19 protein-coding genes are annotated in these 26,679 nt (G+C 36.3%); 6 read left to right on the top strand and 13 right to left on the bottom strand.

Annotated features, from left to right (window positions below; translation table 11 throughout):
- Positions 1–504: 504 nt before the first annotated feature.
- The 3 genes from PALPR_RS02250 to PALPR_RS15260 form a co-directional block, all read right to left on the bottom strand.
- Positions 505–1,446 carry a hypothetical protein gene (locus tag PALPR_RS02250; RefSeq protein ID WP_013443984.1) on the bottom strand — a complete coding sequence of 314 codons (942 nt, stop codon included), beginning with the start codon at positions 1,444–1,446 and terminating at the stop codon, positions 505–507.
- Between the two features lie 237 nt (positions 1,447–1,683).
- Positions 1,684–2,385 carry a LytR/AlgR family response regulator transcription factor gene (locus tag PALPR_RS02245; protein ID WP_013443983.1) on the bottom strand — a complete coding sequence of 234 codons (702 nt, stop codon included), beginning with the start codon at positions 2,383–2,385 and terminating at the stop codon, positions 1,684–1,686.
- Positions 2,382–3,416: a sensor histidine kinase gene (locus PALPR_RS15260; protein WP_013443982.1), complete on the bottom strand. Its 1,035-nt coding sequence runs from the start codon at positions 3,414–3,416 to the stop codon at positions 2,382–2,384. The genes PALPR_RS02245 and PALPR_RS15260 overlap by 4 nt, the downstream gene beginning before the upstream one ends.
- A gap of 202 nt (positions 3,417–3,618) precedes the next feature.
- On the opposite strand from PALPR_RS15260, the gene PALPR_RS02235 reads away from it, so the two are divergent.
- The 6 genes from PALPR_RS02235 to PALPR_RS02210 all read left to right on the top strand — a co-directional run bounded on the left by PALPR_RS02235 (position 3,619) and on the right by PALPR_RS02210 (position 11,086).
- Positions 3,619–4,371: a hypothetical protein gene (locus PALPR_RS02235; RefSeq protein ID WP_013443981.1), complete on the top strand. Its 753-nt coding sequence runs from the start codon at positions 3,619–3,621 to the stop codon at positions 4,369–4,371.
- Positions 4,372–4,413: 42 nt separating this feature from the next.
- Positions 4,414–4,995 carry a DUF6515 family protein gene (locus PALPR_RS02230; protein ID WP_013443980.1) on the top strand — a complete coding sequence of 194 codons (582 nt, stop codon included), beginning with the start codon at positions 4,414–4,416 and terminating at the stop codon, positions 4,993–4,995.
- A 48-nt stretch (positions 4,996–5,043) separates the two neighbouring features.
- Positions 5,044–6,096 carry an alpha/beta hydrolase gene (locus tag PALPR_RS02225; RefSeq protein WP_013443979.1) on the top strand — a complete coding sequence of 351 codons (1,053 nt, stop codon included), beginning with the start codon at positions 5,044–5,046 and terminating at the stop codon, positions 6,094–6,096.
- A gap of 12 nt (positions 6,097–6,108) precedes the next feature.
- Positions 6,109–7,176, top strand: a complete 1,068-nt coding sequence (locus PALPR_RS02220) for a serine hydrolase domain-containing protein (RefSeq protein WP_013443978.1) — start codon at positions 6,109–6,111, stop codon at positions 7,174–7,176.
- A 679-nt stretch (positions 7,177–7,855) separates the two neighbouring features.
- Positions 7,856–10,198: a TonB-dependent receptor gene (locus PALPR_RS02215; protein ID WP_013443977.1), complete on the top strand. Its 2,343-nt coding sequence runs from the start codon at positions 7,856–7,858 to the stop codon at positions 10,196–10,198.
- Positions 10,199–10,204: 6 nt separating this feature from the next.
- The gene (locus tag PALPR_RS02210) at positions 10,205–11,086 is read left to right on the top strand and encodes a DUF4249 domain-containing protein (protein WP_013443976.1); all 882 of its coding nucleotides are present in this window, start codon (positions 10,205–10,207) and stop codon (positions 11,084–11,086) included.
- Between the two features lie 96 nt (positions 11,087–11,182).
- Here PALPR_RS02210 and PALPR_RS02205 read toward each other — a convergent pair whose 3' ends face one another.
- The 10 genes from PALPR_RS02205 to PALPR_RS02160 form a co-directional block, all read right to left on the bottom strand.
- Positions 11,183–11,758 (bottom strand): GNAT family N-acetyltransferase, encoded by a 576-nt coding sequence (locus PALPR_RS02205; RefSeq protein WP_013443975.1) that lies wholly within the window; start codon positions 11,756–11,758, stop codon positions 11,183–11,185.
- 189 nt (positions 11,759–11,947) lie between these two features.
- The gene (locus PALPR_RS02200; protein ID WP_013443974.1) at positions 11,948–12,511 is read right to left on the bottom strand and encodes a Crp/Fnr family transcriptional regulator; all 564 of its coding nucleotides are present in this window, start codon (positions 12,509–12,511) and stop codon (positions 11,948–11,950) included.
- 231 nt (positions 12,512–12,742) lie between these two features.
- Positions 12,743–13,558, bottom strand: coding sequence for an SDR family oxidoreductase (locus PALPR_RS02195; RefSeq protein ID WP_013443973.1), 816 nt, complete (start codon positions 13,556–13,558; stop codon positions 12,743–12,745).
- Positions 13,559–13,573: 15 nt separating this feature from the next.
- Complete coding sequence (gene uxuA, locus PALPR_RS02190; RefSeq protein WP_013443972.1) at positions 13,574–14,755, bottom strand: mannonate dehydratase; 1,182 nt, start codon at positions 14,753–14,755, stop codon at positions 13,574–13,576.
- Positions 14,756–14,815: 60 nt separating this feature from the next.
- Positions 14,816–16,945 (bottom strand): alpha-glucuronidase family glycosyl hydrolase, encoded by a 2,130-nt coding sequence (locus PALPR_RS02185; protein WP_148226496.1) that lies wholly within the window; start codon positions 16,943–16,945, stop codon positions 14,816–14,818.
- Between the two features lie 68 nt (positions 16,946–17,013).
- Positions 17,014–17,991, bottom strand: a complete 978-nt coding sequence (locus tag PALPR_RS02180; RefSeq protein ID WP_013443970.1) for a glycoside hydrolase family 43 protein — start codon at positions 17,989–17,991, stop codon at positions 17,014–17,016.
- A gap of 631 nt (positions 17,992–18,622) precedes the next feature.
- Positions 18,623–19,705 carry a DUF5627 domain-containing protein gene (locus PALPR_RS02175; RefSeq protein WP_013443969.1) on the bottom strand — a complete coding sequence of 361 codons (1,083 nt, stop codon included), beginning with the start codon at positions 19,703–19,705 and terminating at the stop codon, positions 18,623–18,625.
- 26 nt (positions 19,706–19,731) lie between these two features.
- On the bottom strand, positions 19,732–21,543 hold the full coding sequence (locus tag PALPR_RS02170) for a RagB/SusD family nutrient uptake outer membrane protein (RefSeq protein WP_013443968.1): 1,812 nt from the start codon (positions 21,541–21,543) through the stop codon (positions 19,732–19,734).
- 31 nt (positions 21,544–21,574) lie between these two features.
- Positions 21,575–24,679 carry a SusC/RagA family TonB-linked outer membrane protein gene (locus PALPR_RS02165; protein WP_013443967.1) on the bottom strand — a complete coding sequence of 1,035 codons (3,105 nt, stop codon included), beginning with the start codon at positions 24,677–24,679 and terminating at the stop codon, positions 21,575–21,577.
- A gap of 33 nt (positions 24,680–24,712) precedes the next feature.
- Positions 24,713–26,674, bottom strand: coding sequence for a RagB/SusD family nutrient uptake outer membrane protein (locus PALPR_RS02160; protein WP_013443966.1), 1,962 nt, complete (start codon positions 26,672–26,674; stop codon positions 24,713–24,715).
- Positions 26,675–26,679: the final 5 nt, after the last annotated feature.

Here is a 26,679-nt window from a genome sequence, read left to right as displayed (position 1 = left end):
CAATTCAGTGGACAACAGAACAGAATAAGCCATTCTGTTACGAGAAAATAACACGCCTGAAATAATAAGGTTCGTAAAGATGCCCTTTATAAATGAATTTTAGCGAGTTATAACCAATTTTCAAACAAGGAAACAAAAAGGACCGAAATAGATAGATTTCGATTTTTTTTATTATTGCTTTTCAGTAAAAAGAAAATAAACGACTTACAGAGTAATTAAGTATTAGGATAAATATAATGTAGTATAGTATTTTATAAATGAAAAAAGATTAGAACCTGCCTACCGCAGGCAGGCGCGGATAAACGCTGATATAGCGGATTTTTATACGGATTTGAATTTCGACAAGTCGAAATGATTTTAAATAGTCAAATATTATATCTGTCATGTTTGCATGACTAAAATCAGTTTAAGATCCGTTTAGTTATCATCCGCTTTTATCCGCTCAATCCGAAAAATCAGCGTTCAATTTTTTTTGAAAACACAACATTATATTCTTCTGCTTACTTAATATGTCTTTACAACGAAAATAGATTTGTGGTCATTCAGGTTTTCGGGATTAGTTCCGGTAGGAATGCTTTTGAGGGGTTTATATAAAATCATGTCATTGTTAGTGTCCAGTCCGTGGAACAAGGTTCCAATACTTTTGTGGATAGCCTTACATTCATTACCCAGTGTTGCCATATCATTCAAATCGACAGAGGTAGTATAAATCACTAACGGGAAACATCCATTGGGTGCAACTTCAGAATAGACTCTGTAAATAACCGGTTTGGAAGGAACATCTGTTACGGTAAGTGGAAAATGATATTTACTGTAAATCTGTTTTGTGATTTGTCGTTCAAACAGCTGAATCTCTTTGCCTTTGTTGTATTGCCACATGTGATTTCCCGGATTCAATATGCGGGTGGCTAAGTTTACATGACACATAGCATCTATCAAATAGCCTTTCTTGTATTCAGCCTTTGCCTGTTGATACCAATCTATGGCATCTTTGTGCATAATCTTCAATATCCCCGCCTGCAGGTTGTTTAGTTTCCATCTATCACCGTGCTTTGCATAGACAAACGTGAAACTTTTTTGGTACAGACTGTCCTCAAAACTGGATGTGATAACATACATCTCTTTGTTGTGCGAGTCGTAGGTTAACTGATAATCGTGTAGAGTTGCTGTACCTGAACTGACTGAAGCGATGCCTTTTTTGGCGGCATTCTTTTGATAAAATTCATTCAATATCCTGTAGTCCTTTACTTTCAATGCGCCTTTTACAACTTCCATCAATTGCAAAACTACTTTTTTATTGTCCTTCAGTCTGTCATCGAAATCGGGCAATATTCTACTGATATTATTCTGTACTATTCCATCAACTATTCTGTTGTTCAGTGTGTGTATCTCTTTCTTTATCTGAGGATCAATTTGATTGTCTTTTTTGTTTCGCTTACCGTACAAGCGGATAATAAAAGGACAAAAAGGACGGGTGATAAAAAACTACGTTTCATTATTTCTTATAAGTTTCAATAATTATTTTCTTCAACGGAATGAGATAAAAAACGGTCTCCGAGCTAAAATCTCTATTCGGCTTGCAAAGTTATAAAAAATGATACTTGTAAGTTTGATACGTTAGGATTTCTTAGCGATATGAGTACATAAAATCATTAAAGCCGACTGTCGGACGGCTTAGTAACTTTACTTCATTTCCTCTAAAAACTCTTGTTTGTAGATTCTGCCAAGTGGTATTGCTTTTCCGTTGCTCAACTGCACTTGTTGATGATTGAAAGAAACCACAAAAGTTTTATTGACAATAAAACTCTTATGAATACGGGCAAATAATTTGTTGGGTAAGATGTCCTGAAGCGATTTTAAAGACATCAACGTGATATAAACTTTGGAATGGGTATGAAACTTTATGTATTCTCCCAGTCCTTCAATATATATAATATCCTGATGCATGATTTTATTTACCAAATGATCGGCATTTATCATCAAATAATCAACTTCAGGTTGCTGATGGGTCTCAGCTAAACGTCTGTAGTTTGTAAAGTCCAGAGCTTTTTGGGTAGCAAGTTGGAAACGACCGGGCGAAATAGGTTTTACAAGATAATCCAGCACATTTAGTTCATACGCTTTTACAGCATAATCGGGGCGCGCAGTAGTGAAGATTACAAGCGGTGGATTATCGAGTTTTGCAAGCAACGAGAATCCATCCAGTTCAGGCATTTGAATGTCCAGAAATAACAAGTCAACCGGATTTGACTGTAAAAATACAAGCGCTTCTTCCGGTCGTTTAAAAGCTCTGACCAATTGGAGGTTTTCTGTTCGGGAAACGTAATCTTCCAGTACTTTTATGGCCAGGTATTCATCATCCACTATTACACAGCTTAATATCATAGAAGGTGTATTTTTAATGTTACCTCAAATATTGTATCGTCTTCATAAACTTCGAAAACGTATTTCCCAGGATATATGTTTTCCAATCGTTTCCGTATGTTAGCCATTCCTATACCGCTTGCTTCCTGTACTTTATTCCGGACACCTTTACTGTTGCTGATTTTAAAAACCAGCATATTATTCTCTACCTTCAGTTCCAATTGAATAAAAGCGTCGGAATTATTTCCAATTCCTGAGTATTTCAAGGCATTCTCCAGTAATGGAATATAAAGCAACGGCTCGATTTGGTAATCGGTAATTTCTACATCGTTTATAAATGTAAGCTTAAGGTCTTCTTCATATTTAAGCCTGAAAAGTTCTATATACGATTCAATGGCTTCGATTTCTTGTCGTAATGATACTTTGTCGTGACAATCATAAAGCGAATAACGCAAGAGTTCCGAAAGTTTCATTAATGCTTCGGGTGCTTTGTCGGATTTGAGCAATACGAGCGAATAAATATTATTGATGGAATTGAACAGAAAATGCGGACTCATTTGAGATTTCAAGAACTGCAATTCAGTGTTCAGTTGCAGTTTTTCAAGTTCGGCCATTTTCCTTTTATTTTCATAAGATCCTACTGCCAGTTTTAATAAACACGCAAATATGGCAAAAGTCAGCTCGCCGGAAAACATTAGAATAAATCTTCCTCGTTTGGGGATGTCGTATAATGGTTCCTGATTAAATTTATCCATCAACAACCTATCTCCTATTGAACGCAGAACTATGATAATTAAAATCAATAGCAGAATTAATACCGCTGCTTTTCCTATTTTTTTCTTCTGGATATAGGTTGGTACAATCCAAAAGTAGCAAGCATAGAATAATATCACATTAATTGTAACCAACACCAGCGAACGCTGAAAAAGATAAACACCATCAACAATTAATGCCATCAAATAAACAATAAGGCTAAACATAACGATCCAAAAAGACAAGTGTATGCCCCAAAAAGATGCTTTCGACTGATTATTGATTGTCTCGTTTGCCATTTAAAACTGTTTGTTACCTTGTAAATTCTTGTATCGCTGCAAAATTACGCAAAAAATATGTGCTTGTGAAATAGCTCCTATGTCGTTCATTGATAAGTTCCGGTCGTTCGTTGAAAGTAGAAAATAATTTGGTATAATGGCTCTATCTTTGTTTCAGAAAGAGAAAATTCTACAATATTAATATCAAAAAAATTAAGACAACATGAAAAAGAATGCTTTAATTTTATCGTTGGCAATAGTTACGCTATTGACAGCATGCAAGGACGAGGAAACAACAAGTTCAATCACCAATGACCAGGCTGCCGAAATGGTTTCGATGTCTTTGGCTGAAAACTCTATGGGTGCAACTGCTATTGTTCAAACATCAGTTCAAACCGGAGGTAGTACAACCCGCAGTGCTGCTCCACAAAAAGTACAATCTGTCAGTCCTGATCTGACTTTTGCCAAGGACACTACTTTTACTCTGACAAGCAAGCCGGGAGCAATCATAAGCTATTCGTTCACGGCAACGTATGGTTACAACTTTACGCTGAACCTTCAGGGGCAATTCACAAGTGCGACCGAAAATTACACTTATAGTGGAAATTATGATGCCCCTCGTGTATCTTCCACACATACCGGAAACGGAACGCTGGCCTTGACAAATATGAATACCAGTGTGGTTACAGTAAACGGAACATTTGCAAGAACAGCAAATCACACTTTCAAAGGTACTGAGGCTCTGACTACAAATACTGTAGTTAATCTGAATCTCGCAGATATTTTAGTAAATAAATCTACTGCCACTATCCAGAGTGGTTCTGCAACACTTACTATTACAGGTTCTGTTCCTAATAAAGGCGATTTTAGTTATACCGGTACTATTACTTTTAATGGCAACAGTATGGCTACGCTTGTTATCCAAGGACAAAGCTATAGTGTAAATATCAAAACCGGTGAATATACAGCTATTTAGTCCGAAATGAAAAAGTATAAAATTTAAAAAGTCAGGAAAAATATGAAAACAAAATCATTTCATGTAATTTTGCTTCTGATTCTGTGCATGCTGTTACAAAATAACGAGGCGAATGCACAAAGACGAACTGTTATTGTAAGTAACAGACCGACCAGAACAACAGTTGTAGTAACAAGAATTCCCCGGCATAGGGTTGTTTATGTAAATCGTCGAATAGTTCGTCCGGTATTGAGAGTATTGCCAACAGCAGCTATACTGATTGCACAGGCAAATTCGAAATACTATTATCATTCGGGATGTTATTATATTGAGACACCAGCAGGGTTTAGAACTGTAGCGCCACCTCCGGGGCTGGTTGTAGCTACACTTCCTCCTCATTTTGTAAGAATAACTGCTCGTTCGGGTTCTTACCTTTATTATGGCGGTGTTTTCTACGAAGAGGTTTCGGGAGGTTTCCGTGTTATCGAATCTCCGGTAGGTGCGCGGATTATTAACCTGCCCGAAGAAGCTGAAATGGTAACAGTGAATAGAAATAATTACTATGAATTTAATGGAACGCTTTATAAAAAAATACAGACTGAAAATGGAGCTGTTTATGAAGTTAGCGGAATAATTAATGATTAGATAATTGTATAGTTCTAAAGATTGTGATTAAACTAAAACCTAAAGTGTATGAAAACTACATTATTTAAAATATGCTTGCTCCTTCTTCTTTTTGGAAGTTGTTCAAGAAATATCGATACAACCGGTACTACTACCGAACCGCTGGATGATAATCTGGACGGTCCTATATCCAGACCAACGTCAGGCTATGGTGCTGACGGTACATACAAAGTGTCGGAGATTGAATTTTCGAATACAGAATATCCCGGGACTAAAGTCACGGTGTTTTACCCTACCGGTATTACATCTCCTAAGCCCACTATTTTTTATTCGCATCCTTTTGGTGGCGAAAGTAAGGAATTTAATAGAGGATTATTTGAATTTATAGCCAAAAAAGGGTATGTAGTTGTATTTGTTCCTTACGCGACAAATGATGTTAGCGTTGATCACCGTTACCTGACTTTATGGACGGGTTTTACAAAGGCGGCAGCCAATTATCCGAACATTATTGATACAAAAAAGGTTGGTTTTATGGGACATTCTTTTGGAGGAGGGGCTTCCATTGGGTTAGCTTATAAAGCCTTCACCGAAAATGGTTGGGGTGAAAACGGACGCTTCCTGTTTACTATGGCTCCGTGGTACAGTTACCAAATCAGTTCCGATCAATTGGCAAACTTTCCATCCAATACAAAGTTGGTTAGTCAGGTGTATGATGAAGATGTCATCAATGACCATCGTTTGGCAATTGATATTTTTAAAAACATCAACATCCCTGATTCTGAAAAGGATTTCTATTATTTCAGATCTTCAACAGTGGCGGGATATAAGTATGTAACAGACCATGCATTACCCAATTCAAGGTCGGCTTATGATGCCTTAGATTATTACGGGATTTACCGGATATTGGATGCTTTAATGGATTATAGTTTCAATAATAATTCGGCGGCAAAAAATATAGCTCTTGGAAACGGTTCTGCTGAACAAATAACTATGCCTGGATATAAAAACCAGTTAATGACACCGATAGAGATAACCGATAATCCTACCCCAAAGTACAGTCAAAGCAAGTACGAATTTAAATGTGGTAGTGCCAATAACCCCAGAATAGCTAATTGTAACTAACAAAAAAATAGTATGACAAAAAAAATAGTATCACTACTTCTGTTTCTGCTTGTTTGGACTAGCATTCAAGCTCAGCATGACTTTACCGAAGTAGATAAATGGATGAATGCCCATGCCGAAGACATGGGTGGTCGATTAGTTTTGCAGGTTTACAAGGACGGGAAAATAGTTTATAGTCACTCCGTCAACAAAATGAATTTCAAGCAGAAAATGGTTGTAAGATTAGCTGCAAGAAAACAGGGAAAATCTGTTGATATGGAAGATTTTACACCAACTACAAAACTTCAGATTGCCAGTTGCAGCAAATGGCTGAGTGCTGCTTTGGTGATGACTTTTGTAGATGAAGGTAAATTACAACTCACCGATACTGTTGGAAAATTTCTACCGGTGCTTTCAAAAAGTGGAAAAGGAGGCATTACGATAAGCAATTGTCTTTCTCATATGACTGGAATTCAATCACCGGACTTGAAAGAAGATCTTAAAGAAATGAAAGATCTCAACAACATGAACGATGCAATAGCCCGGATAGCTACATTTCCAATGGAAGGTCGTCCCGGATTGGTTTTTCGATACAGCAACACCGGATTGCAGATAGCAGGAGCAGTACTGGAAAAAATTAGTGGAAAGAGCTTCGAAAAACTTTTTGCAGAACGCATAGCCGCTCCACTGGAGATGAAAAATACTGATTTTGGCAAAGGGAAAGTAGCATTACCTGCAGGCGGTGCGAGCAGCACATCCAATGATTATATGAACTTTGAAATAATGATACTCAACAAAGGTGTGTTTCATGGAAAACGAATCTTGTCTGAAAATAGCATCGCGCAAATGCAGATAAACAGAGTAAACTCTGGTGTAAAAGTCGCCTACACTCCGGCCGAGACAAAAGGTGCCGGATACGGTTACGGTGAATGGGTGATGGGTAATGCAACTGTTAGCAGTCCCGGTTTATTTGGAAGCTATCCGTGGGTGGATAACAATAAAAAATATTGTGCATTCCTGACAGCGTTTTATCTAAAATCGGATGGAAGACAAGAAAAATATGCCGAACTGAAAAAGTTGGTAGATCAATCATTGAAATAAATAAATCAACAAGATGTGGTTGCAAAACAAAGAAAATATCTTGAGAACACAGGCTTTAAAATTTTTGACTAATTGATTTATAATTTAAATCATAGAATGCAATTCAGGCAAACCTCTGTAGCTGATCTACGGAGGTTTGTTCGTTTTACAATTAAAATCCTGGAAAAATACAGACTCATTTCATAAGCTAATCGCTTGTATTGGTTTTATAAGAGTTCATCTAAAGGGGTACAAAGAGTTGGTATTATATGGATTTATTACGTTTAGCGCAGATGTTTCGGTTAAGAAAACATCAATTCAAAGGGATTTTTATTATGTTCATCGGAAAATTTAAGGCATTCATCAGATTAAATGTTAGAATAAAAGCAGAATATTGTATTTTTGCAGTGTTATAATTCAATAGAAAAAACGTCTATTAATAGAATGGAAAAAAGAATTTCCGGTTTTATTCGTTTTAAAACTATTATTAAGCAACAATAAACGTTATATAAGTTATGAATATAGAAGTTAATTGAATGAGTATTTATTGCCACGAAGTGGCTAAATGTAAATAACCCCCGGTAAGTGAAGCGTAACCGGGGGATGAAAAACCGAAACACAACTCCAGCCCCGAAGTGGGCTGAATATCACTATAGATAATATATAATCTAAATAACTACAAAACAATAAATTAAACGTAATGAATTTTCGAAAAATTATTTTATTCTGTTTGTTTTCCCTGTTTGTTTACAATGCTCATGCGGTTTTACCTGCCGATAGAATTAGTTTGAACGGGAATATAAAAGACGATGCAAATGGTGAAGCGCTTATTGGTGTTACCATTTCGATTAAAGAATTAAGAACCGGAACAGTAACTAACAGTTACGGGTTTTATTCTATCAGTGTGCCCAAAGGCGAATATACGCTGGAAATTTCGTATGTAGGTTATCAACCTGTTTCCAAAAAGATCACATTGGACAAGCCGATAAAGCTGGATGTAGAGCTTAAAAATGCTGCCAAGGAAATGAAGGAAGTTGTGGTTACGTCGCAACGCAAAGATGCGAATGTAACTCTAAACCGTATGAGTGCACAACAAGTATCGATAACTACCATCAGAAAAATGCCTGCTCTAATGGGCGAAGTGGATTTACTAAAAGCTGTTCAATTGTTGCCGGGTGTTGTTTCTGCCGGTGAGGGTACATCCAGTTTTAGTGTACGTGGAGGTGGTATAGACCAAAACCTCATAGTGCTTGACGAAGCTACCATTTATAATGCATCGCATATGATGGGTTTCTTCTCGGTATTCAATAATGATGCGATTAAGAATATGACGCTTTACAAAGGCGACATCCCTGCTTCTTACGACGGACGATTGTCATCATTACTCGATATACAAATGCGTGACGGCAATTCAAAGAAATTCTCTGGGAGCGGCGGAATCGGTTTAATTTCAAGTCGCCTCACCCTCGAAGGCCCTATCGGATCGGATAAAACATCGTTTATCGTTTCAGCCCGACGAACCTATGCAGACTTGTTTCTGAAACTCTCATCCAATGATGAAATTAACAAGAACAAACTGTATTTCTACGATCTAAATGCGAAAATAAATCATCGGATTGATGAAAACAACCGTATTTTCCTGTCGGCATACCTTGGAAAAGATCTATTCAAAAATGCCGATGCAGGTTTTAATTTTGGTAATGCAGCTGTTACAGGACGTTGGAATCATCTTTTCTCGCCTAAATTATTCAGTAACTACTCGCTGAACTACAGTCAATACAACTATGGTCTGGAGTCTAGCATGAGTAATGAAAGTAATTTCGACTGGAAATATAACATGCGTGACATGAGTGCAAAAGCCGACTTCACATACTTTATTTCTCCCGAAAACACCATGAAATTTGGGTATAATGCCGTTTTGCATAATCTCAAACCCGGAACCGTAAAATCAACGGGTGGTTCAACCAATTACGACCCCTATGTTTTGCCCGATATTAATGCATTTGAACATGCACTTTATTTATTGGACGAATATCAGGTATCCAAAAAGCTTTCGGTAAAAGCAGGATTGCGTATAACCGGATTCTCCAGTATTGGAAGCGGTACGGTTTATAACTACGATAAAAATTACAATGCCATTGATTCTACAGTTTACAAGTCGGGTGAAGTCATTAAAACTTTCTATCGTTTCTCGCCACGTGTCGGAGTCACATATCTGCTCGACAATCAGTCGTCGGTAAAAGCAAGTTATGCGCGTACCAATCAGTTTCTGCAAATGGCATCCAATTCTACTGCCGGTACCCCACTCGACTTGTGGTTTACAGCTGGCAAAAACATAGAACCTCAAACCTGCGATCAATATGCGGCAGGATATTTCAGAAATTTTCTGAATAATGAGCTGGAAGCTTCGGTGGAATTCTTTTATAAAGATATGCAAAACACCATCGACTTTAAAGATCATGCCCAGTTGTTGCTCAACAAAAAACTGGATGGTGAGTTGCGCTTTGGACAATCGAAAGCTTATGGAGCAGAATTTCAGTTACAGAAAAACACAGGCAAACTTACCGGATGGATTAGTTATACCTATTCAAATGCTAAGCATACAATACAAGGCATAAATAACGGAAATTCTTATCTGGCACCTTACGACCGGCCACATACTTTCTATGTTGTTGCCAATTATGACTTAAGTGAGCGTATTTCATTTGGTGCCAATTTCATATATGCTTCCGGTCAGCCAATAACCTATCCTGTGGCCCGAATGGAAGTAGGAAATGTCATTTTACCTGTATATTCAAACAGAAACGAGTATCGTATGCCCGATTATCATCGATTGGATGTATCACTGACCTGGAAACCAAAAACCAAAAAGCCCCATGCATGGTCCGGTGAGTGGAACTTCTCGGTTTATAATGTTTATGGTCATAAAAATGCCTGGGCCATCAACTTTGTAGACGATGCTGATACAGCTTATAAGACAAAAGCTCAAATGACATACCTGTTTACGTTTGTTCCTTCTATTACCTATAACTTTAAATTTTAAAACGAAATGAGAATTAAATTCAATATAGTTGCCATTATAGTTGCAACAATACTTACGGCTTGTACTACCGATATAGCACTGGATCTTAAGAATGCAACTCCTGAACTGGTAGTGGAAGGTGCAGTTACCAGCGATACACTTGCACATGTAATTCAACTGAAAAAGACAGCCGCTTATTTCTCCAATCAGTCAGCGGAAATGATTTCAGGAGCCACAGTCACGCTGGATGATGGTGTAAGCAAAATAACACTAATAGAAGATGCTATAAATAAAGGGAACTATCAAACACCGGTCACTTATCACGGAGTAGCAGGTAGAACCTATACACTTACAATTGATAATATCGATGTAAATGCAGATGGCATCAAAGAGCAATATACAGCAACAACCAAAATGAATGCAGTGTCGCGCATAGACAGTATAATGGTTAAGAAAGAACGTATTTTCCAGAGTGATATGTGGGCAGTGAAAGCCTCGATACAAGATCCGGAAAATGAAAGGAACTATTACAGAGTCAGAAGCTACAAAAACAATAAACTGACAACGGACAGTATACAGGAATGGGGAGTTACCGATGATGAATTTTTTAATGGAAAATATCTTATCAACGAAAGGATGATTTATTTATCGGGAAGCAAAAAAGATGAAAAGCTAAAAAGCGGTGACTTGATCATGCTTGAAATGTCGGGAATTACCAAAGAATACAAAGAGTTTATCGAACAGGCTCAAAGTGAATTCTGGGGCAGAAATCCGATGTTTGGCGGTCAACCGGCAAATATAATAACCAATATCAAACAAACTCTGCCTTTAAATGGAAAAAACAATCCACATGGGTACTTTGCAGCATATTCTATAAGCAGAGCAACAACGGTATACGATGGGAATTAGATAATCATTTCGTTTCAAGAGCTCTAATTCAGGTTATAAAAGCAAAAACGATTCAATGAATAAATTGAATCGTTTTTGCTTTTATGTCTTAAATATCTAAATTAATTCCTGTTCATGCAGAACAAGGTGCGACCGTTCATATTGATTGCCTGAAAAACATGAAATCCGGTTTTTTTTATAAATACTTATATTGGTTGTGTTTGCAGTTTCCAAATAAAGGGCAGTATCATTGCTCTTCGACTTTTCTACCATATAATTTATCAGCTCTCTCATATATCCTTTTCCACGGCTTTCCGGTAACACGCCTATAACATTCAGATGTGCATATTTTCCTATGCGTGGATGATATTGATTTACCAGCTTATCCATTCTCAGAATTCTGTAGGTCGATTGAAAACCTATTTTAAAAATAAATGAAAGCTTTCGATAAATATAATTCCAGGTAAGTTTCTCTTTATTTCTAACTTTCCACAATGCGGTTGCTGTATTGTCGTCGCTCAGGTAAATCTCTCCCTTATTAAAAGATTCCTCAAATATATACTCCATTATGATCCTGAACTTATTCTTATTTTTAGATTTTTCCAGGAGATAATCAAAATAAGGATCATTTTGAAATGATCTGGTCATAATTTCCACAACAACATTTTTGTCTTTTAATCCTGCTCTTTTCATTTTCTCAATTACAATAAAATTGGCACTAATACCTTAATTTTGAACTATAAATACCCCTTAATCAGTAAGCAAAAAACAGATTATACATGGATCTTTAAAACTGATTAAAAGATTATATTTCACTACAAATATCATGCTATTTTTTATATTGAATTTTGACAAAAGTCAAAAAAAGAAGCTCTCTGTGCGTTATTTTTTTGTGCGAATCCGGCTCAAAGTTTCTTGAGATATTCCAAGATAAGATGCGATATGGCCCAATGTTGCCCGTTGTAGAATCTGAGGTCTATTAACAACCAACTGCTCGTAATTTTCTTTTGCCGATTGATATTGCAGACACAATGTTCGTTCCATTAAATCAATGTAATATTTCTCGGTCAGGATTCTGCCTACGTAATTAAATTCGGGATATTTCTTATAAATGGAATACAAATCGTTATAAGAAATGACGTATAAAATACCGCTTTCGATAGATTCTACAATCTCAAATCCTGTCGTCTGAGTAATAAACGAATAGGTAGACGTACCAAAATCATCCTCAAAACCAAACCAGCTGGTAATGTCTTTTCCATTGTGGTAATGAAATCCCCGAAGCGCACCTTTCTTAATAAAAAACAGTTGATCGCAGATCTTACCTTCATTTACAATTATCTCGCCTTTCTTTACTTTTCTAATGCAAATCTTATCAGCAAGATCAGATTTTAACTCCGAACTTAAATCCATAGATTCGCTCAGCAGTTGAAAAATTCTTTCCATTGAATTCTTATTTATATATAAACAAATCAAACTACTTACAAATATAGTCGTTTTCTCAAGGTATATGGAAATTCATTGACGAATTTGATATTAAAGAAATAAAAAAACGCTCTCCAAAATATCGTTGATATTTCGGAGAGCGCTAACTATAATAAAACCTTTATTGCAGGAAGCAACATCGGGTATAATTGTTTGATGAAAATAGGTCAGATTCGTCAAGAATCTAAGAAATCAGACTCCGCTGTATATGCTGAATCCACCATCGATTGGCAGTACAACTCCAGTGATAAACGATGCGGCTTCTGAACACAAGAATTGAACAGCACCATTAAGTTCATTGATATCACCAAAACGGTTCATAGGAGTATTCGCTAATACTTTTACGCTTCTTTCTGTCAACGATCCATCTGGGTTCAGAAGAACAGCACGATTCTGATCGCCAATAAAGAAACCCGGAGCAATAGCATTTACCCTAACACCGTCTCCGTATTTCATTGACATCTCGGTAGCTAACCATTGTGTAAAATTACTTACAGCAGCTTTTGCAGCAGAATAACCAGGTACACGGGTAATAGATTGTAAAGCAGCCATCGAAGATATATTGATGATGCTTCCTGATTTCTGTTTAGACATCACATTTCCAAACACATAACTAGGGTAAACTGTACCATTCATATTCAGGTTGGTTACTTTATCCCAATCGGCAATTTTCATATCAAAAAATTCCTGATCTGGTGCAAGCGTTGCTCCAGGAATGTTGCCACCGGCAATATTCAATAAAATATCAATGCGTCCCCATTTCTTAATAATCTCTTGAGCAGCAGCGTCCAAACTCGGAATATCAAGAACATTTCCAACCAATCCGATAGCTTCGCCGCCTAAATCGGTCAATTCTTTTACTCTCACGTCAAGATTTTCCTGGCGAATGTCCATTGCCACTACCTTCGCACCGGCTTTTACAAAACTTTTGGCAATACTTCCACCCAATACACCACCTGCACCGGTAATTACTGCCACTTTTCCTTCAATACTAAAAATTTCGTTCATATGATATGTTATTTTCTATGATTGTATATTTTTCATTTCGTTCTTTACAGTAGCCATAATACCCGAAACCTGAGCCAAAGCGTACATACGTCCTAAAAACGAATAACCTGGGTTATAAGGTCTGTTGACATCGTCGAGCATCAGTTTTCCATGGTCTACGCGCATGGGTAAATCTGGATTTTGCTGTTCGAAAATACGTACCAAATCAATCAAATGTCCTCTTCCTTCTAAATGAGACGCTTCAATAAAATTGCCATTTTCATTTACATCGGTACTGCGCAGATGCACAAAGTGAGTGCGCTTAGCAAATCGCTTAGCCAGTTCCGGAACCTGATTATGTAACCCGGAGCTCAATGAACCTGCACAAAATGTCAAACCATTATTCGGACTATCAACAGCATTCAAAAACCACTCTATATCATCTGCATTGGTAACAATGCGTGGCAAGCCAAGCACTGCAAACGGAGGATCGTCAGGATGCACACAAAGATTTACGCCATACTCTTCTGCTACAGGAATTACAGCTTCGAGGAAATACTTCATATTTTCACGTAACTGATTCTTATCAATTCCATCATAAAGAGCAAGTAAACGCTTGAATATTTCAACAGGTTGCTGATCGCCTTCCTTTATATTTCCATTAATAAAGCCTTGCGTTTTTACAATTATTGTTTGGATTAATTCATCTTTTTCAGCCTCGCTGATTGTTTTATCCAATTCATAAACCTGCTTCATTTCTTCCTGAGTATAATCTTTCTCCGCTCCTACGCGTTTTAAAATCATACAGTCGAAATATATAAAACGGATCTTATCAAAATAAAGCGAATAAGTTCCATCTTCCCCTTTACGGTATAAATCGGTTCGTATCCAATCGATAACAGGCATAAAATTATAGCAAACCGTTTTAATCCCTGCTTTACCCAGATTAGCCAAACTAACTTTGTAGTTTTCGAGCAGTCTGTCTCTGTCAGCACCACCATACTTGATACTTTCCGAAACAGGTAAACTTTCTACCACAGACCACCTTAGTCCTGAAGCTTCTATATAGCTTTTCAAATCATTTATAGCTTCCAAAGTCCAGATTTCACCATTCGGCACATCGTGCAACGCAGTTACAATGCCCTCTACTCCTATCTGGCGAAGCATATCAAGCGTTATGATATCCTTCTTTCCAAACCATCTCCAAGTTTTTTCCATCTTTTATAGCTTGTACTTTCCATAAATTTCAATAAAACAGGAAAGTGATATACATTTTTATTAATTATGATGCGTCAAATCCAGTTTGATTTTCATTAGGTCATCCAATTTATAAACGGGACGCTCAATATCATACGGAATTGGACGCTTTGAAAACTGTTGAAAATAAAGTAAACAGGCATCTTTCCACCATACTGCATCATGAGCCTGAATTCTCAGTCTGTTTTGAACTTGAGTAAATCTCTCCGGATCAACAAATCTTTCAGCTTTATCCCAGTTTTTTTGAAATTCGCGAGTCTGTTGCACCCCTTTATCATAAGTATAACAAAGCTCATCCCAAAGGATTCTGCCACTTTTCATTTTAAAATCCCAGGGTAAAAAGTGAAACCACAAGATATACTTATCAGGACAAGTGTTCGCATCGTTGAAATCCTCTTTTAGTGGAGAGAAATATTGTAGCACGGCATTGCTGCCTGTTGTTGAACGGTCAAAGCCGATACCTTTGACAGACGCATTATGATAATACTTTGGCATCCAGTCCTGACGAGCTCCAGCTACATCACACCATGGCTCCGGTCCGTAATGGTGTCCGTAAGCAAAAAGATGGTGTAATCCCAACGGCATCATATAGTTTACCGTAGCTTCACGCGATTCTAACATCATTGATTTTACCGGTTCCACAAATTTCGCATCCGAAGAGAAAGTCTGTTTAATCCATTCATCCGCAATCTTGGCTGAAGTAAGACTATTATTCCAGGCTAGTCGTCCAAAGGCATACCAATTGGCTTGCGCAAACTGATGACCACACCAGTTTGCATCGAGTCCGATATTGGCGACACCGGCTATAGCAGTTAGTTTTTGTTTGAAAATTGTGCCATCGGTAGTTTTAGCTACGGTCGAACCTTTTCCGTTGCAATAAGTATCACTTTCCAAAAACTCTTCCCACATTGTTGAAAGGAAAACCAAATGGTTAGAAAAGCCCAGATATTCCTGAGTAATTTGTACTTCGGGCATTAATGGAGTTTTTTTCATTGCTCCGAATAATGGACTAAACGGTTCACGGGGTTGGAAGTCAATTGGTCCGTTTTTGACCTGAATAATTACATTGTCTCTAAACTGTCCGTCAAGCGGCATAAATTCTTTGTAAGCCAGTTTTGCACGATCATCTTTTCCTGCATCATAAACAAATGCACGCCACATAACTATCCCGCCATGAGGTTTCAATGCATCAGCCAGCATATTAGCCCCATCGGCATGGGTACGTCCAAAGTCCTGTGGACCGGGAAGACCTTCTGAATTAGCTTTTACTAAAAATCCGCCAAAATCAGGAATCAATTTATATATTTCATTTACCTTTTTTGCCCACCACATTTTCACTTCAGGATTCAGCGGATCAGATGTTTTCAATCCTCCTAAATTGGTCGGCGAAGAAAAATTTATGGACAAATAGACCTTTATATTATATGGACGCAACTCCGATGCAATTGCTTTTACCTTTAAAAGATATTCTTCTGAAAGCATTTTAGGCGAGGCATTTACATTATTCAAAACGCTTCCGTTTATCCCTATTGAAGCATTGGCACGAGCATATTCTCTCCAAAGAGATATATCCTTGTCGGTTATAGTAGGATGTTCTTCAGAATATCTCCAAAAAATAGATCGCCCGGCATATCCGCGTTCAATGGTACCATCCAGATTATCCCAATGATTCAATACACGCACCGAATACGAAGGCTTTTCCGATATATTAAGCGCTTTATTGAATTCTCCTGTTTGAAGAATTCTCAACAAATGGTAAACACCATACAACAAGCCTTTTTCATCTGCCGATGCTACCACTGTAAAAGTTTTATTTTGCTTGCTGATAGTCTTAATTACATAACCTTCTTTTCCTTGACGTACTAATTCTTTATCAATTCCCAACGAAAGAATATTCTTATCTTTCCGGGTACCGACTATCAACTGGTTGTCTATTTGTCCGGAAACGACAGGCAGCAATTTACCTGTCTTTTCCTTCCAAATCTGTTGAAACTCTTTTACTGCAAATTTAGATTTATCTGCATTGATCCCTGAAAAAACAGGTGATTCAGCTTCTAATCTATCAAAGCGCAACCATAGTTGGTGCCCATTTTCAGCATTTACACCGATTACCATCAAGAGCATTAGTGTAAATGCTATCAGATTTCGCATCATGAAGTTATTTGTTTTTATTTGAGTGCATTTTGTTTAATGCACATGAACGATTATTTTGAAGGTGCTTATTTATCTTCTCCACCTCCATCGATGGTTTTTATAGTACCATCTTCGTTATACTCTAATTCTACAACTTTAATACTTCTCAACCATGTTTTACCTCCTGAGGGTACACTGTCGTGATGGAAAAGATACCATTTACCCTGAAACTCAACAATCGAGTGATGTGTGGTCCAGCCAACTACAGGAGTTAAAATAACGCCACCATAGATAAACGGTCCGTATGGATTATCTCCTATTGCATAACATAGTTTGTGTGTATTTCCTGTTGAATAAGAGAAATAATATTTTCCGTTGTATTTATGCATCCAGGGTCCTTCGAAATAACGACGATCATGATCTCCTGCTGTAAGTGGTTTACCATTTTCATCCAATATCAGAACGTCACGTGGTTCTTCATCAAATTGAAGCATATCATCGCTTAGCTTAGCAACGCGCGCACATAGTGCATCTTCATTATCAGCAGGTTCAGCTGGGTTTTCAATGGCTTTATTATTGCGATATCTCTGAAGTTGACCTCCCCACAATCCACCAAAGTAAATATAATAATCTTTATCATTATCTTGCAAAACAGCAGGGTCTATAGTGAAGCTTCCTTTGATAGGATCACTCTCAGGCACGAATGGACCTTCAGGTTTATCGCTTACTGCAACACCAATACGGAAAATATCATTTTTATCTTTCAACGGAAAATACAGGTAGTATTTACCATCTTTATATGCTGCATCAGGTGCCCAAAGCTGACGACCTGCCCATGGAATATCTTTAACATCGAGTGCCACACCATGATCAGTTACTTCGCCATCGATACTATCCATTGAGAAAATATGATAATCACGCATATCAAAATGGTCTCCGTTGTCATTTTCAGGAATACCCGATTCAACATCATGGGAAGGGTAAATATAAATTTTACCATTAAAAACGTGAGCCGATGGATCAGCAGTGTAAAGATCTTTTACTAGATAACGAGGTGTCTTCATAATTTTTTCATTTCCGGCTCCTTCACCGGTTTACATTAATATTTATTTATTATTTATATATTACTCCTTTGAGATATAACCTTGTACATTCTAAAATCAACTTTTAAATCTAAAAATACAGACTCAACAACATGGTTTTATATTTGAAAACAAAGGTACTAATATATAACAAAAACTCCTGATTCAATGCGAGTTTTTTCACTATTATATTGAATTTTTATCAACAAAAGAAGTTCGAAAGACATTTAGCAATGAGCAAAATATTATATCCCTGGTACATTCTTCAATGCTAACCTGTGAATATTTTTCTTTAGTATTATCATTATTCTAGTTCATAAAAATCTATTCACAAAAACTCAAGATAAAAAAAAAGAATCCCCTACTGCATTACCAGAAGGGGATTCGATTTCTAGAGTTATTATTTTCAATCTAAACACATAATGTATAAGTTATAATCTATCGAAATTTCAATACTCTCAACATAATTCGTGATTCAGCCAGATTGAAACTTTGATAAATGGCACTATTGATTCTTAACTATTGAATAGTATTCAGGTTTAATACCCCTGTCGCGAACGACTAAAGTATCTTTAGTTTCGTACTTTAAGTTCAATAATTATATTAATGTATTTTATTTAACTGTAAATTGTTCCATAGCTACACCACGATTTCTCATCACAAGTGTATCTTTTGTTACAGTATTTATTCCTTTAGCAATGTGGTTAATTTGATAACTTAGATAAAGCACGTCTCTGTCTTGATTATCGAAACTATTCTTTTCTCCTTTCTTTACAAACGAACCAGTACCACTTACAGAATAATTAGTTGGATCTGAAGAAGAAATTGTACAATTACCTGTAGTAATGTCAAAAGTCAAAATTAAATTACAAGTATAATTAGATCCACTTGCATCTTTTAATGTTACTGGATATTGTAAACCTGTAAGAGAAGTGGACGTTAAATAGCATAGATATTTTGTAAGAGAAGCATTATCTGTTAATACATCGTAAGTTTGTACATCTTTTGGATGCCTGATAATAGTACTATTAACAGAACCGGTTTGAACATCTATTCCTCTTCTTAGGTAGTAGCCATGCCAGGTATTAATGTATTTAATGGCATATAACACATAATCTTTAGATTTTACATCCCAATTTGATGCATCTAACATTCTTGGATGAAAACCCGCGTGCAAAGGTCTTCCATGTAATATAGAGTCAACATTTGTTGCCGTAGTCATTTGTAACGGAATTACATAATTATTCGTCAATGATTTTGGGTCTGCAAAAAATTTATCTGTTAACTGAACCTCAACACCACCAGATATATCACCCTTCTTAATGACAATTTGATTTGATGTTAATGTATAATAATCATGTGGCATAAAACTGATTGGAACAGTTGGATTAGCAGCTCTACCACCGGTAGGGTTACTAACCAGATTGTAACCTGTACAAATCGAATCAGCAACATTAAAATTAATGATTACATCTTTTTTATTATCATATACACCGCCCATTGTTGCATAAATAGCACATTTGTGCTGATTATCCAAACTTGTATCAAAAATATCTTCTCCTAAGGTGATAGTTCTTACCGGATATTGATAGGCAAAATACACTGAAGAATATTTAAAGTCATCAAATGTTATTGGATCATTATGACATGAAGACAACGATGTCATAACGAATAAAAACAAAATTAGTTTTTTCATGTTTTTTATATTACTTATTATTTATATTACCAGCCATCATTCTGAAGTAAATTGCTCCATTTTACTGTTTCTCCGTAAGGAACAGGACCATAATAATATTTTTTATCATTATATTGTCTAGTTTCAACAGTTGCAGGAGTACTAATTGTATAAGCTGAAGTAGTACCCGTAACAGTAATACCAAGAGCTGGAGCACTTAATTCTGGAAGAGTTACTTTCCAACGACGTAAATCCCAGAATCGAAAACCCTCAAAACATAGTTCTAAACGACGTTCATTATGAATTAATTGTCTCATAGCAGCCGGATCACTTTTAATAGATTCTAAGTATGGGTCTGTAGCTATACCTAAAGCTCTTTTTCTAATAGCTTTAATAACATCGTAAGCAGAATAACCATACCCTTTGGGATCAGCCAATGGTCCCCAGGCTTCATTAGCAGCTTCAGCATAAATAAGATAAATTTCTGTATAACGAATTTTTGGGACATAATGTATTTGCGTACTATTAATATTTGGCGCTTTATTTACATCTTGCCTAAGCAACTTACGCATGTAATATCCAGTACGAGTTGAAGTCGCAATATTATTCACAGCATCATTACCTGACGCAATATTAATTGGTACGTTAGGAACGCCAGCTTTACTTCCATGAACTACGATGTAATTTAACAAACGAGGATCTCTATTTGCATATGGATTCGCGCTCGAGTATACAGAAGCTGTATTAGTAATAGGATAACCATTTTTATCTGGAAATGCTTCGACTAAGTTTTCTGTAGGATTAATACGTCCATTTCCATTTAAAGATGGTGGAAAATTGTTGGTTTCCAACGTATTGTTAGCACCTTGAATTCCCTCTCTCCACAACATTTCCGGAGGATTAGTTCCATTATTTAATGAAGAAATTTCAGCACTATTATTATACCAGGACGTTCCATTAGTAAACCATGCAGCTGGATATGCTGGAAATCCAGCAATTCCGCCCTTCAAATTAATGATCTGAGCCGCCGCTACAGCAGCAGTTTCCCAAGTTCCATTAGAACCGTTAGCAGATCCATCATTAAACGCAGGACTTGCAGCTAATAATGCCGCCTGCGCACGAACTGCTTGCGAAATCAGACCGCTCATAAGACCTAAAAACTTTACACCAAATACACGATTGTACTTTGTATAATCAGTTATACCTGCACTTACATATTTAGCAGGAATACCTGTACTGGTAATATCAGTATAAGTTGTGGGTAAAAGAGATTTTGCACTATCTAAATCCTGATAAATTTGCGTCATACAGGTATTGAAATCAGCACGTGGCAGATTAAAATTAGAACCTGAAGCCTGTTCAGTCAAAAAAATCGGGAAACCGAGCAATTTGCCATTTACCCAACCCGCATGAGCACGTAGCAAATGATACATTAAGAGTGCACGTAAGCCATAAGCTTCGCCTCTCATACGATCTTTATACATCATATCACCCTGAGCATCTTCTGTAAACTTCATTTTGTTTACTTCAGAAATAAAGATATTCATATATTGAATACCTGTATTACAATTAGTCCACATATCTACAGCATTATTACTCGAAGTCAATTGACCTGTTGCCATTTTCAAATAATTATTTGAAGGATCATTAGTCACAGCATCATCCGTTGCAACATCGTTAAAGGACCAGTTATTCAGAGGTACTCTATCATATCCATTTACAATTAGACTATATCCAAAATTTGGATTAACATAAGTCGTATTCTTACCTTGATTATTTTCTAAGGATGGATCTAATACATCCGAACAGCTGACAAATAACACAGCAAGAATTAAGATTACAAATATATTTCTATTCATTGTCATTTTTTTTAATTCTAAAATAATATCATTAAAATGCTACTTTTACACCTGCACTGAAATATCTGGTTTGCGGTGCACTGCCAATATTTGTTTCCATCAACACTCGTTCCTTTGCAATAAGCAATAAATCATTTCCGTTGATATATACGCCCAAATCACTAATAAATGTTTTTGATAGTAATTTCTTTGGAATATCGTACGAAAGCTGAACCTTTGCTAAATTTATACGGTCATTTTTGTACAACCAGAAATCTGAATTGCGGAAGTTATTATCTCCACTCGTTGTTGTCAATCGTGGATAGGTCGCAGTCTCAGCAGTGGCAGCAGTCCAACGTCCTAACATCGGTTCAGAATATTTTGCAGTAGTACCTCCAGTAGCCCAGTAATAAGAGCCATTTTTCATTCCATAAGAACCTGTTCCGCTATTAGCAAGTATAAAGAGCGTAAAATTATTCCACTTAGCTGTTACATTTAGAGCCAAAGTCAATGGAGAACCATAACTGCCCCAAGTTCCCAGATAAACACGATCTTTATCATCAATAACTCCATCATGATTTACATCCTCATATTTAATGTCACCTGGCATCACTGTACCATACGTTTGTTTCGGACTAGCAGCTATATCGGCAGCATCTTTAAAAAATCCTAAACTTTTCAATCCCAAAATTGCATCCAATGGCTTGCCTTGAAGATTTTGATAAGCATATTGATTATTCTCACTGCGTACATTAGCTTTTGTATGGTAATAAGTTGCCACTACTCCAACACTTAAATCCAACTTTTGAATTCGTTTATTAAAGTTAGCACCTATATCAAATCCGGTACGCTGATCCTCATTGTAATTAACATAAGGTATAAAAGATGAAGCCGATGGATAAGCAACTTGCAAATAATTAGGGAATAAGTTTGCAATTTGAACAGGAATACCACTCATCAAATTATAAAAGTAGTTGCCACTAATCTGAATAGTTCTATTAAAAAGAGAAGTTTCCAACCCTAGACTAATTTCCTTTTTCTTTTCAAATGTTAAACTCGGGTTTGCTCCACGAGTAACATCAGTAGACCTAAGTTGTCGACCTTCTTGCCATGACCAATATGAACCTGCTCCGTTAGAGTAAATACCTTGGTACATATAGTAACCACTACCTGCAACAGGACTACCATTGTTAAATGAAACAAAATCAAGATCGGTATTCAAAATACCTGCTGAAGCAGTTATTTTCAAGTCATTAACAACATCAGATTTTGATAAGAAATCTTCATTACTGATTCTCCATCCTAAAGATACTGTAGGTGAGAAAGCATCCCGATGTCCAGGAGCAAGTTTAGCCGAATGAACAACACTTCCTGCAAAATCCAGATAATACTTCTGCATATAATTATAACTTGCCTGAAGACCAAAATTTAAATTAACTGCTGACGCATGATACACCTGAGATTCTTGTAACTTATAAGTATGACCAAGCAACATAGCAGATACATTATGCACCTTATTAAATGTGTTAGCGTATTTAAAAGCACCTGAAAAGAACAAAGTTTGTTGATCGTATGTATTATTCAGCCCTTGAGTATTTGTTAGTTGGTCAGTTCCATATTTAGTCAATGACTTAATAGAATCATTACTCCAACTGGATGCACCAGTTTTTAGTAGTGGCGCATAGACCGCATAAGAATTATCTCCGTGAACTGTTTGATAACTGGAGTTATAATCAACAGCAAATTGAGTTTCAAAAGATAAACCCTTTAATACTTTGGCCAAATCAAAATTCAATGATGCATCAAACTGATACTTTCTGGTTGTATTAGTATTGTAACCTCTAACATAAGCATCTGCAAAAGGGTTTGTTAATTGTGTTGAAATTCCTCCTAACAAACTATTACCATTAATCAAAAAGCTACTATTATTCACATAACCTTGAGTTGCAGCATCTGCTCCCTGCAAATAACTAAGCGGAATAAACGGTGCAAATTGATTAGGTCGTAAGGTTGCAGCCATTTGCCAATAACCGTTACTTGCTGTACTACCCGTATTGATAGTATTTTGGTCATAGAATGTAATACTTGAATTTACCTTTGCAGTAATCATATCACTCAATTTAAGATCAAGATTACCTCTTACATTAAATCTATTTTCACCTTCATCTTTACCATGACCAAAATTGATCAAAGTATTTGTGTTATAATACCCCATATTCAAATAAAACCGCGCTCTATTGTTACCACCGGTATATTCAGTTGTTACATCAGTACGATTTGAATATTTTTTAATATAGTCAGATGAATAAAAATTTACATCAGGATATTTTATAGGATTTGTACCTGCTGTAGTTCCATCTATTTGCGATTGAGGATATAAACCGGTTGCAGGTGCAACTCCATTATTATCATTAGTCAGAGCTTCATTATATAATTTCATATAATCAGCTGAGCCTAAATACTGCGGATTACGTTTTGGAACATATATTCCAGTATTCAAACGCACCTTAAATTTATTTTCATCTTTTATACCTCTTTTGGTAGTAATATTAATTACACCCCTTGCTGCACGACTTCCATACAATACGATAGCAGCAGCACTTTTCATAACAGTAATCTGATCAATTTCTGACGGAATTACATTGTATTGATCTCGTGGGACGCCATCCACCAAAACCAATTTATCACTTTGCCCCCAAATATTATTACTGTAGCCTGGAATGAAACTTGATAGATTATCTAGACTTCCATTATAATAGTTATTATTTAATAAATTAACAACATTTAAATTGGAAACGCCTCCTTGTAAGTCCGCTTTATTCGCTTTATTAAAAGCAACTTGCACTAAATTATTTTCGATTAATTTAAGTTTTACAACTTTCAATTCAGCGTTTGCTGTAACTACATTAGTTTCATATCCTACAGCTCCTACGTATAAAACACTTTTGGGAGAAACAGTAATAGAAAATTCACCAGATTCATTTGAAACTGTGCTTGCTTTATCTTTATTGTTAGTGATTACTGCACCGGGAATATGATCTCCTTTAACATCAAGCACTACCGCAGACACATTTATCTTGCTATTTTGCGCATTAGCTTTCTGCGAGAAAAGGCTAAAAAATGCGCAAAGAAAAAATATTATTTTAATATATTTCATCGTTGTTGTTGTTTTTCGATTATATATTCTTAATTACCATCCCGGATTCTGAGGAAACTCCAGATACATGCTTACATCAACCCTTTTTAATGGCAACCAGTAATGTTTCTCAGAAAAATTACGTGTGTATTGAGGCACTTCCCTCAAATTCAATATTTTATTATTCTGAGGAGTAGTCTTATCTGTGAAAAGATTAGCTGGATTTGCATTATTAGTTTCAGGAATAGCACGATCAAAATAAATACGTGTTTTTACATTATATGGGTATTTAGCCAACAAATGCCAACGACGTAAATCATTAAATCTATGTCCTTCATAAGCTAACTCTACTGCACGTTCACGTCTAAGTTCTGACATAAAACTTTCAACAGAAGTCAAATATTTAGCATTCACACCTGGTAGACGTGCATCTGTTGTTTTATCTACAACAACGCGATTACGAACCTGATTTATAGCATAAATAGCATTCTTATTAAAAACTGTGACTGGAGTATTAATGTCACCATACCCTTCAGCTACAGCCTCTGCATACATCAGGTAGATATCAGCCAAACGCATCCAAACAGGATGAATTTGGTGAGCAGCAAGTCCATCATATTGGTTAAATCCTATCGGGTCAAACTTAATCAACAAATAACCAGTGTTAGATCCTTTAAGCGGATCACAGTAGTTTCCACCGGTGTAAAGATTCGCGTATTGATTGGGTTTGGCACTAGGATTAGAAACATTATTTATCATTTTCTGAGTATCAATCGCAAAATTTAAATAGAAACGAGGATCTCTATTCTTCCAAGGATAATTTACATCATAACCTGAATTTGGATCAGCTACATCAGCTTTATTTTGATCATTAATAGGTAAACCATTATTCATACCAAAATAATTCACATAATTTGCAGTTGGGTATTGCGACCAACTTCTGCCCCATAGAATTCCGGCACACAAATATTGTTGGCTTACAGAAGAACCTAATTCACCCCAATATGTACCCCTGAAAATGGTTTCACTAGTATACGGAATTTGGCTACCACTCAAAGTCATATAGTTTTGAGAAAATTGAGAAAAAGGACACAATTTATATTTACATGAACCCTCCTCACTTGCTTTTAACAAAACTGCAAAAGCATCCGCCGCTTTTTTACAATAATCTTTATTGTATTCTTCAGCACCACCAGAAGCCATATTCATTAACGGACTTCCAGCATACAAATAATTCTTTCCAAGATAAGCAATAGCCATCCATTTATTAACACGAAGTACATTCTTGCTACTTGCATCTCCTGGAGTAATAGTTGAGGCTGTTGCCTGTCCTGCAACCGTTTTATCCCATTCATCAGGTAATAAATCATATGCTTTTTTGAAATCTTTAGCAACAGAATCGGCACTTTGCTGATAAGACAAACGCGGTAGAGTCAACTTTTGGTCAGCAGGTAGTACAGAACTAATATAAGGTAGTCCTCCCCAATATGTAATCAGGTGTAAATGAAACCAGGCTCTAAAGAAATATAATTGACCAGCAATCAAATTTTTTTCTTCCTCCGTACCATTTAACTTACTTAGATTTTTAAGTCCTAGATTACATTTTTTTATTCCATACCAACATCCAGGCCATAGCCCCTTATTTCTTGGATCATTTGCTGTACTGCTAAAATTAGAACAATCAAACCAATTTACACAGCCAGACTCTTTTTGCCAAGCCCAAAAATCACCAATATCAATTTTCCAAACCAAAGCACCTTGATTCCTAGCATTATCTTGCCAAGCTTCATCGTCTCCATTGTTAAAAAAATTATTATTATTATTATTAGCAAAATCGGGGACGCAATTATATATTTCTTCCACAAAACCCTGAAAATTTGTGAAGTTTTTATATGCGTCATCAGGATTAATCGTTGTGTTTTTCGCTTGATCTAAATACGAGGTACATGATGATATCATCCCCGTTATAGAGAAAAGGAAACCACAATATATAATTATTTTTTTATATTTTTTCATTTTAT

Source organism: Paludibacter propionicigenes WB4 (genome assembly GCF_000183135.1).
GTDB classification, from domain to species: Bacteria; Bacteroidota; Bacteroidia; order Bacteroidales; family Paludibacteraceae; genus Paludibacter; species Paludibacter propionicigenes.
The sequence above is the reverse complement of the archived record's forward strand: the minus strand, read 5'-3'. Positions and strand labels throughout refer to the sequence as shown.

What these genes read in the sequence shown, in the direction of transcription:
- PALPR_RS02185 (WP_148226496.1), bottom strand. Translation starts at nt 16,945, where the DNA reads ATGCGAAATCTGATAGCATTTACACTAATGCTCTTGATGGTAATCGGT.
- PALPR_RS02220 (WP_013443978.1), top strand. Translation starts at nt 6,109, where the DNA reads ATGACAAAAAAAATAGTATCACTACTTCTGTTTCTGCTTGTTTGGACT.
- PALPR_RS02225 (WP_013443979.1), top strand. Translation starts at nt 5,044, where the DNA reads ATGAAAACTACATTATTTAAAATATGCTTGCTCCTTCTTCTTTTTGGA.
- PALPR_RS15260 (WP_013443982.1), bottom strand. Translation starts at nt 3,416, where the DNA reads ATGGCAAACGAGACAATCAATAATCAGTCGAAAGCATCTTTTTGGGGC.
- PALPR_RS02210 (WP_013443976.1), top strand. Translation starts at nt 10,205, where the DNA reads ATGAGAATTAAATTCAATATAGTTGCCATTATAGTTGCAACAATACTT.
- PALPR_RS02245 (WP_013443983.1), bottom strand. Translation starts at nt 2,385, where the DNA reads ATGATATTAAGCTGTGTAATAGTGGATGATGAATACCTGGCCATAAAA.
- PALPR_RS02215 (WP_013443977.1), top strand. Translation starts at nt 7,856, where the DNA reads ATGAATTTTCGAAAAATTATTTTATTCTGTTTGTTTTCCCTGTTTGTT.
- PALPR_RS02230 (WP_013443980.1), top strand. Translation starts at nt 4,414, where the DNA reads ATGAAAACAAAATCATTTCATGTAATTTTGCTTCTGATTCTGTGCATG.
- PALPR_RS02165 (WP_013443967.1), bottom strand. Translation starts at nt 24,679, where the DNA reads ATGAAATATATTAAAATAATATTTTTTCTTTGCGCATTTTTTAGCCTT.
- PALPR_RS02195 (WP_013443973.1), bottom strand. Translation starts at nt 13,558, where the DNA reads ATGAACGAAATTTTTAGTATTGAAGGAAAAGTGGCAGTAATTACCGGT.
- uxuA (WP_013443972.1), bottom strand. Translation starts at nt 14,755, where the DNA reads ATGGAAAAAACTTGGAGATGGTTTGGAAAGAAGGATATCATAACGCTT.
- PALPR_RS02175 (WP_013443969.1), bottom strand. Translation starts at nt 19,705, where the DNA reads ATGAAAAAACTAATTTTGTTTTTATTCGTTATGACATCGTTGTCTTCA.
- PALPR_RS02235 (WP_013443981.1), top strand. Translation starts at nt 3,619, where the DNA reads ATGAAAAAGAATGCTTTAATTTTATCGTTGGCAATAGTTACGCTATTG.
- PALPR_RS02200 (WP_013443974.1), bottom strand. Translation starts at nt 12,511, where the DNA reads ATGGAAAGAATTTTTCAACTGCTGAGCGAATCTATGGATTTAAGTTCG.
- PALPR_RS02170 (WP_013443968.1), bottom strand. Translation starts at nt 21,543, where the DNA reads ATGAATAGAAATATATTTGTAATCTTAATTCTTGCTGTGTTATTTGTC.
- PALPR_RS02160 (WP_013443966.1), bottom strand. Translation starts at nt 26,674, where the DNA reads ATGAAAAAATATAAAAAAATAATTATATATTGTGGTTTCCTTTTCTCT.
- PALPR_RS02205 (WP_013443975.1), bottom strand. Translation starts at nt 11,758, where the DNA reads ATGAAAAGAGCAGGATTAAAAGACAAAAATGTTGTTGTGGAAATTATG.
- PALPR_RS02180 (WP_013443970.1), bottom strand. Translation starts at nt 17,991, where the DNA reads ATGAAGACACCTCGTTATCTAGTAAAAGATCTTTACACTGCTGATCCA.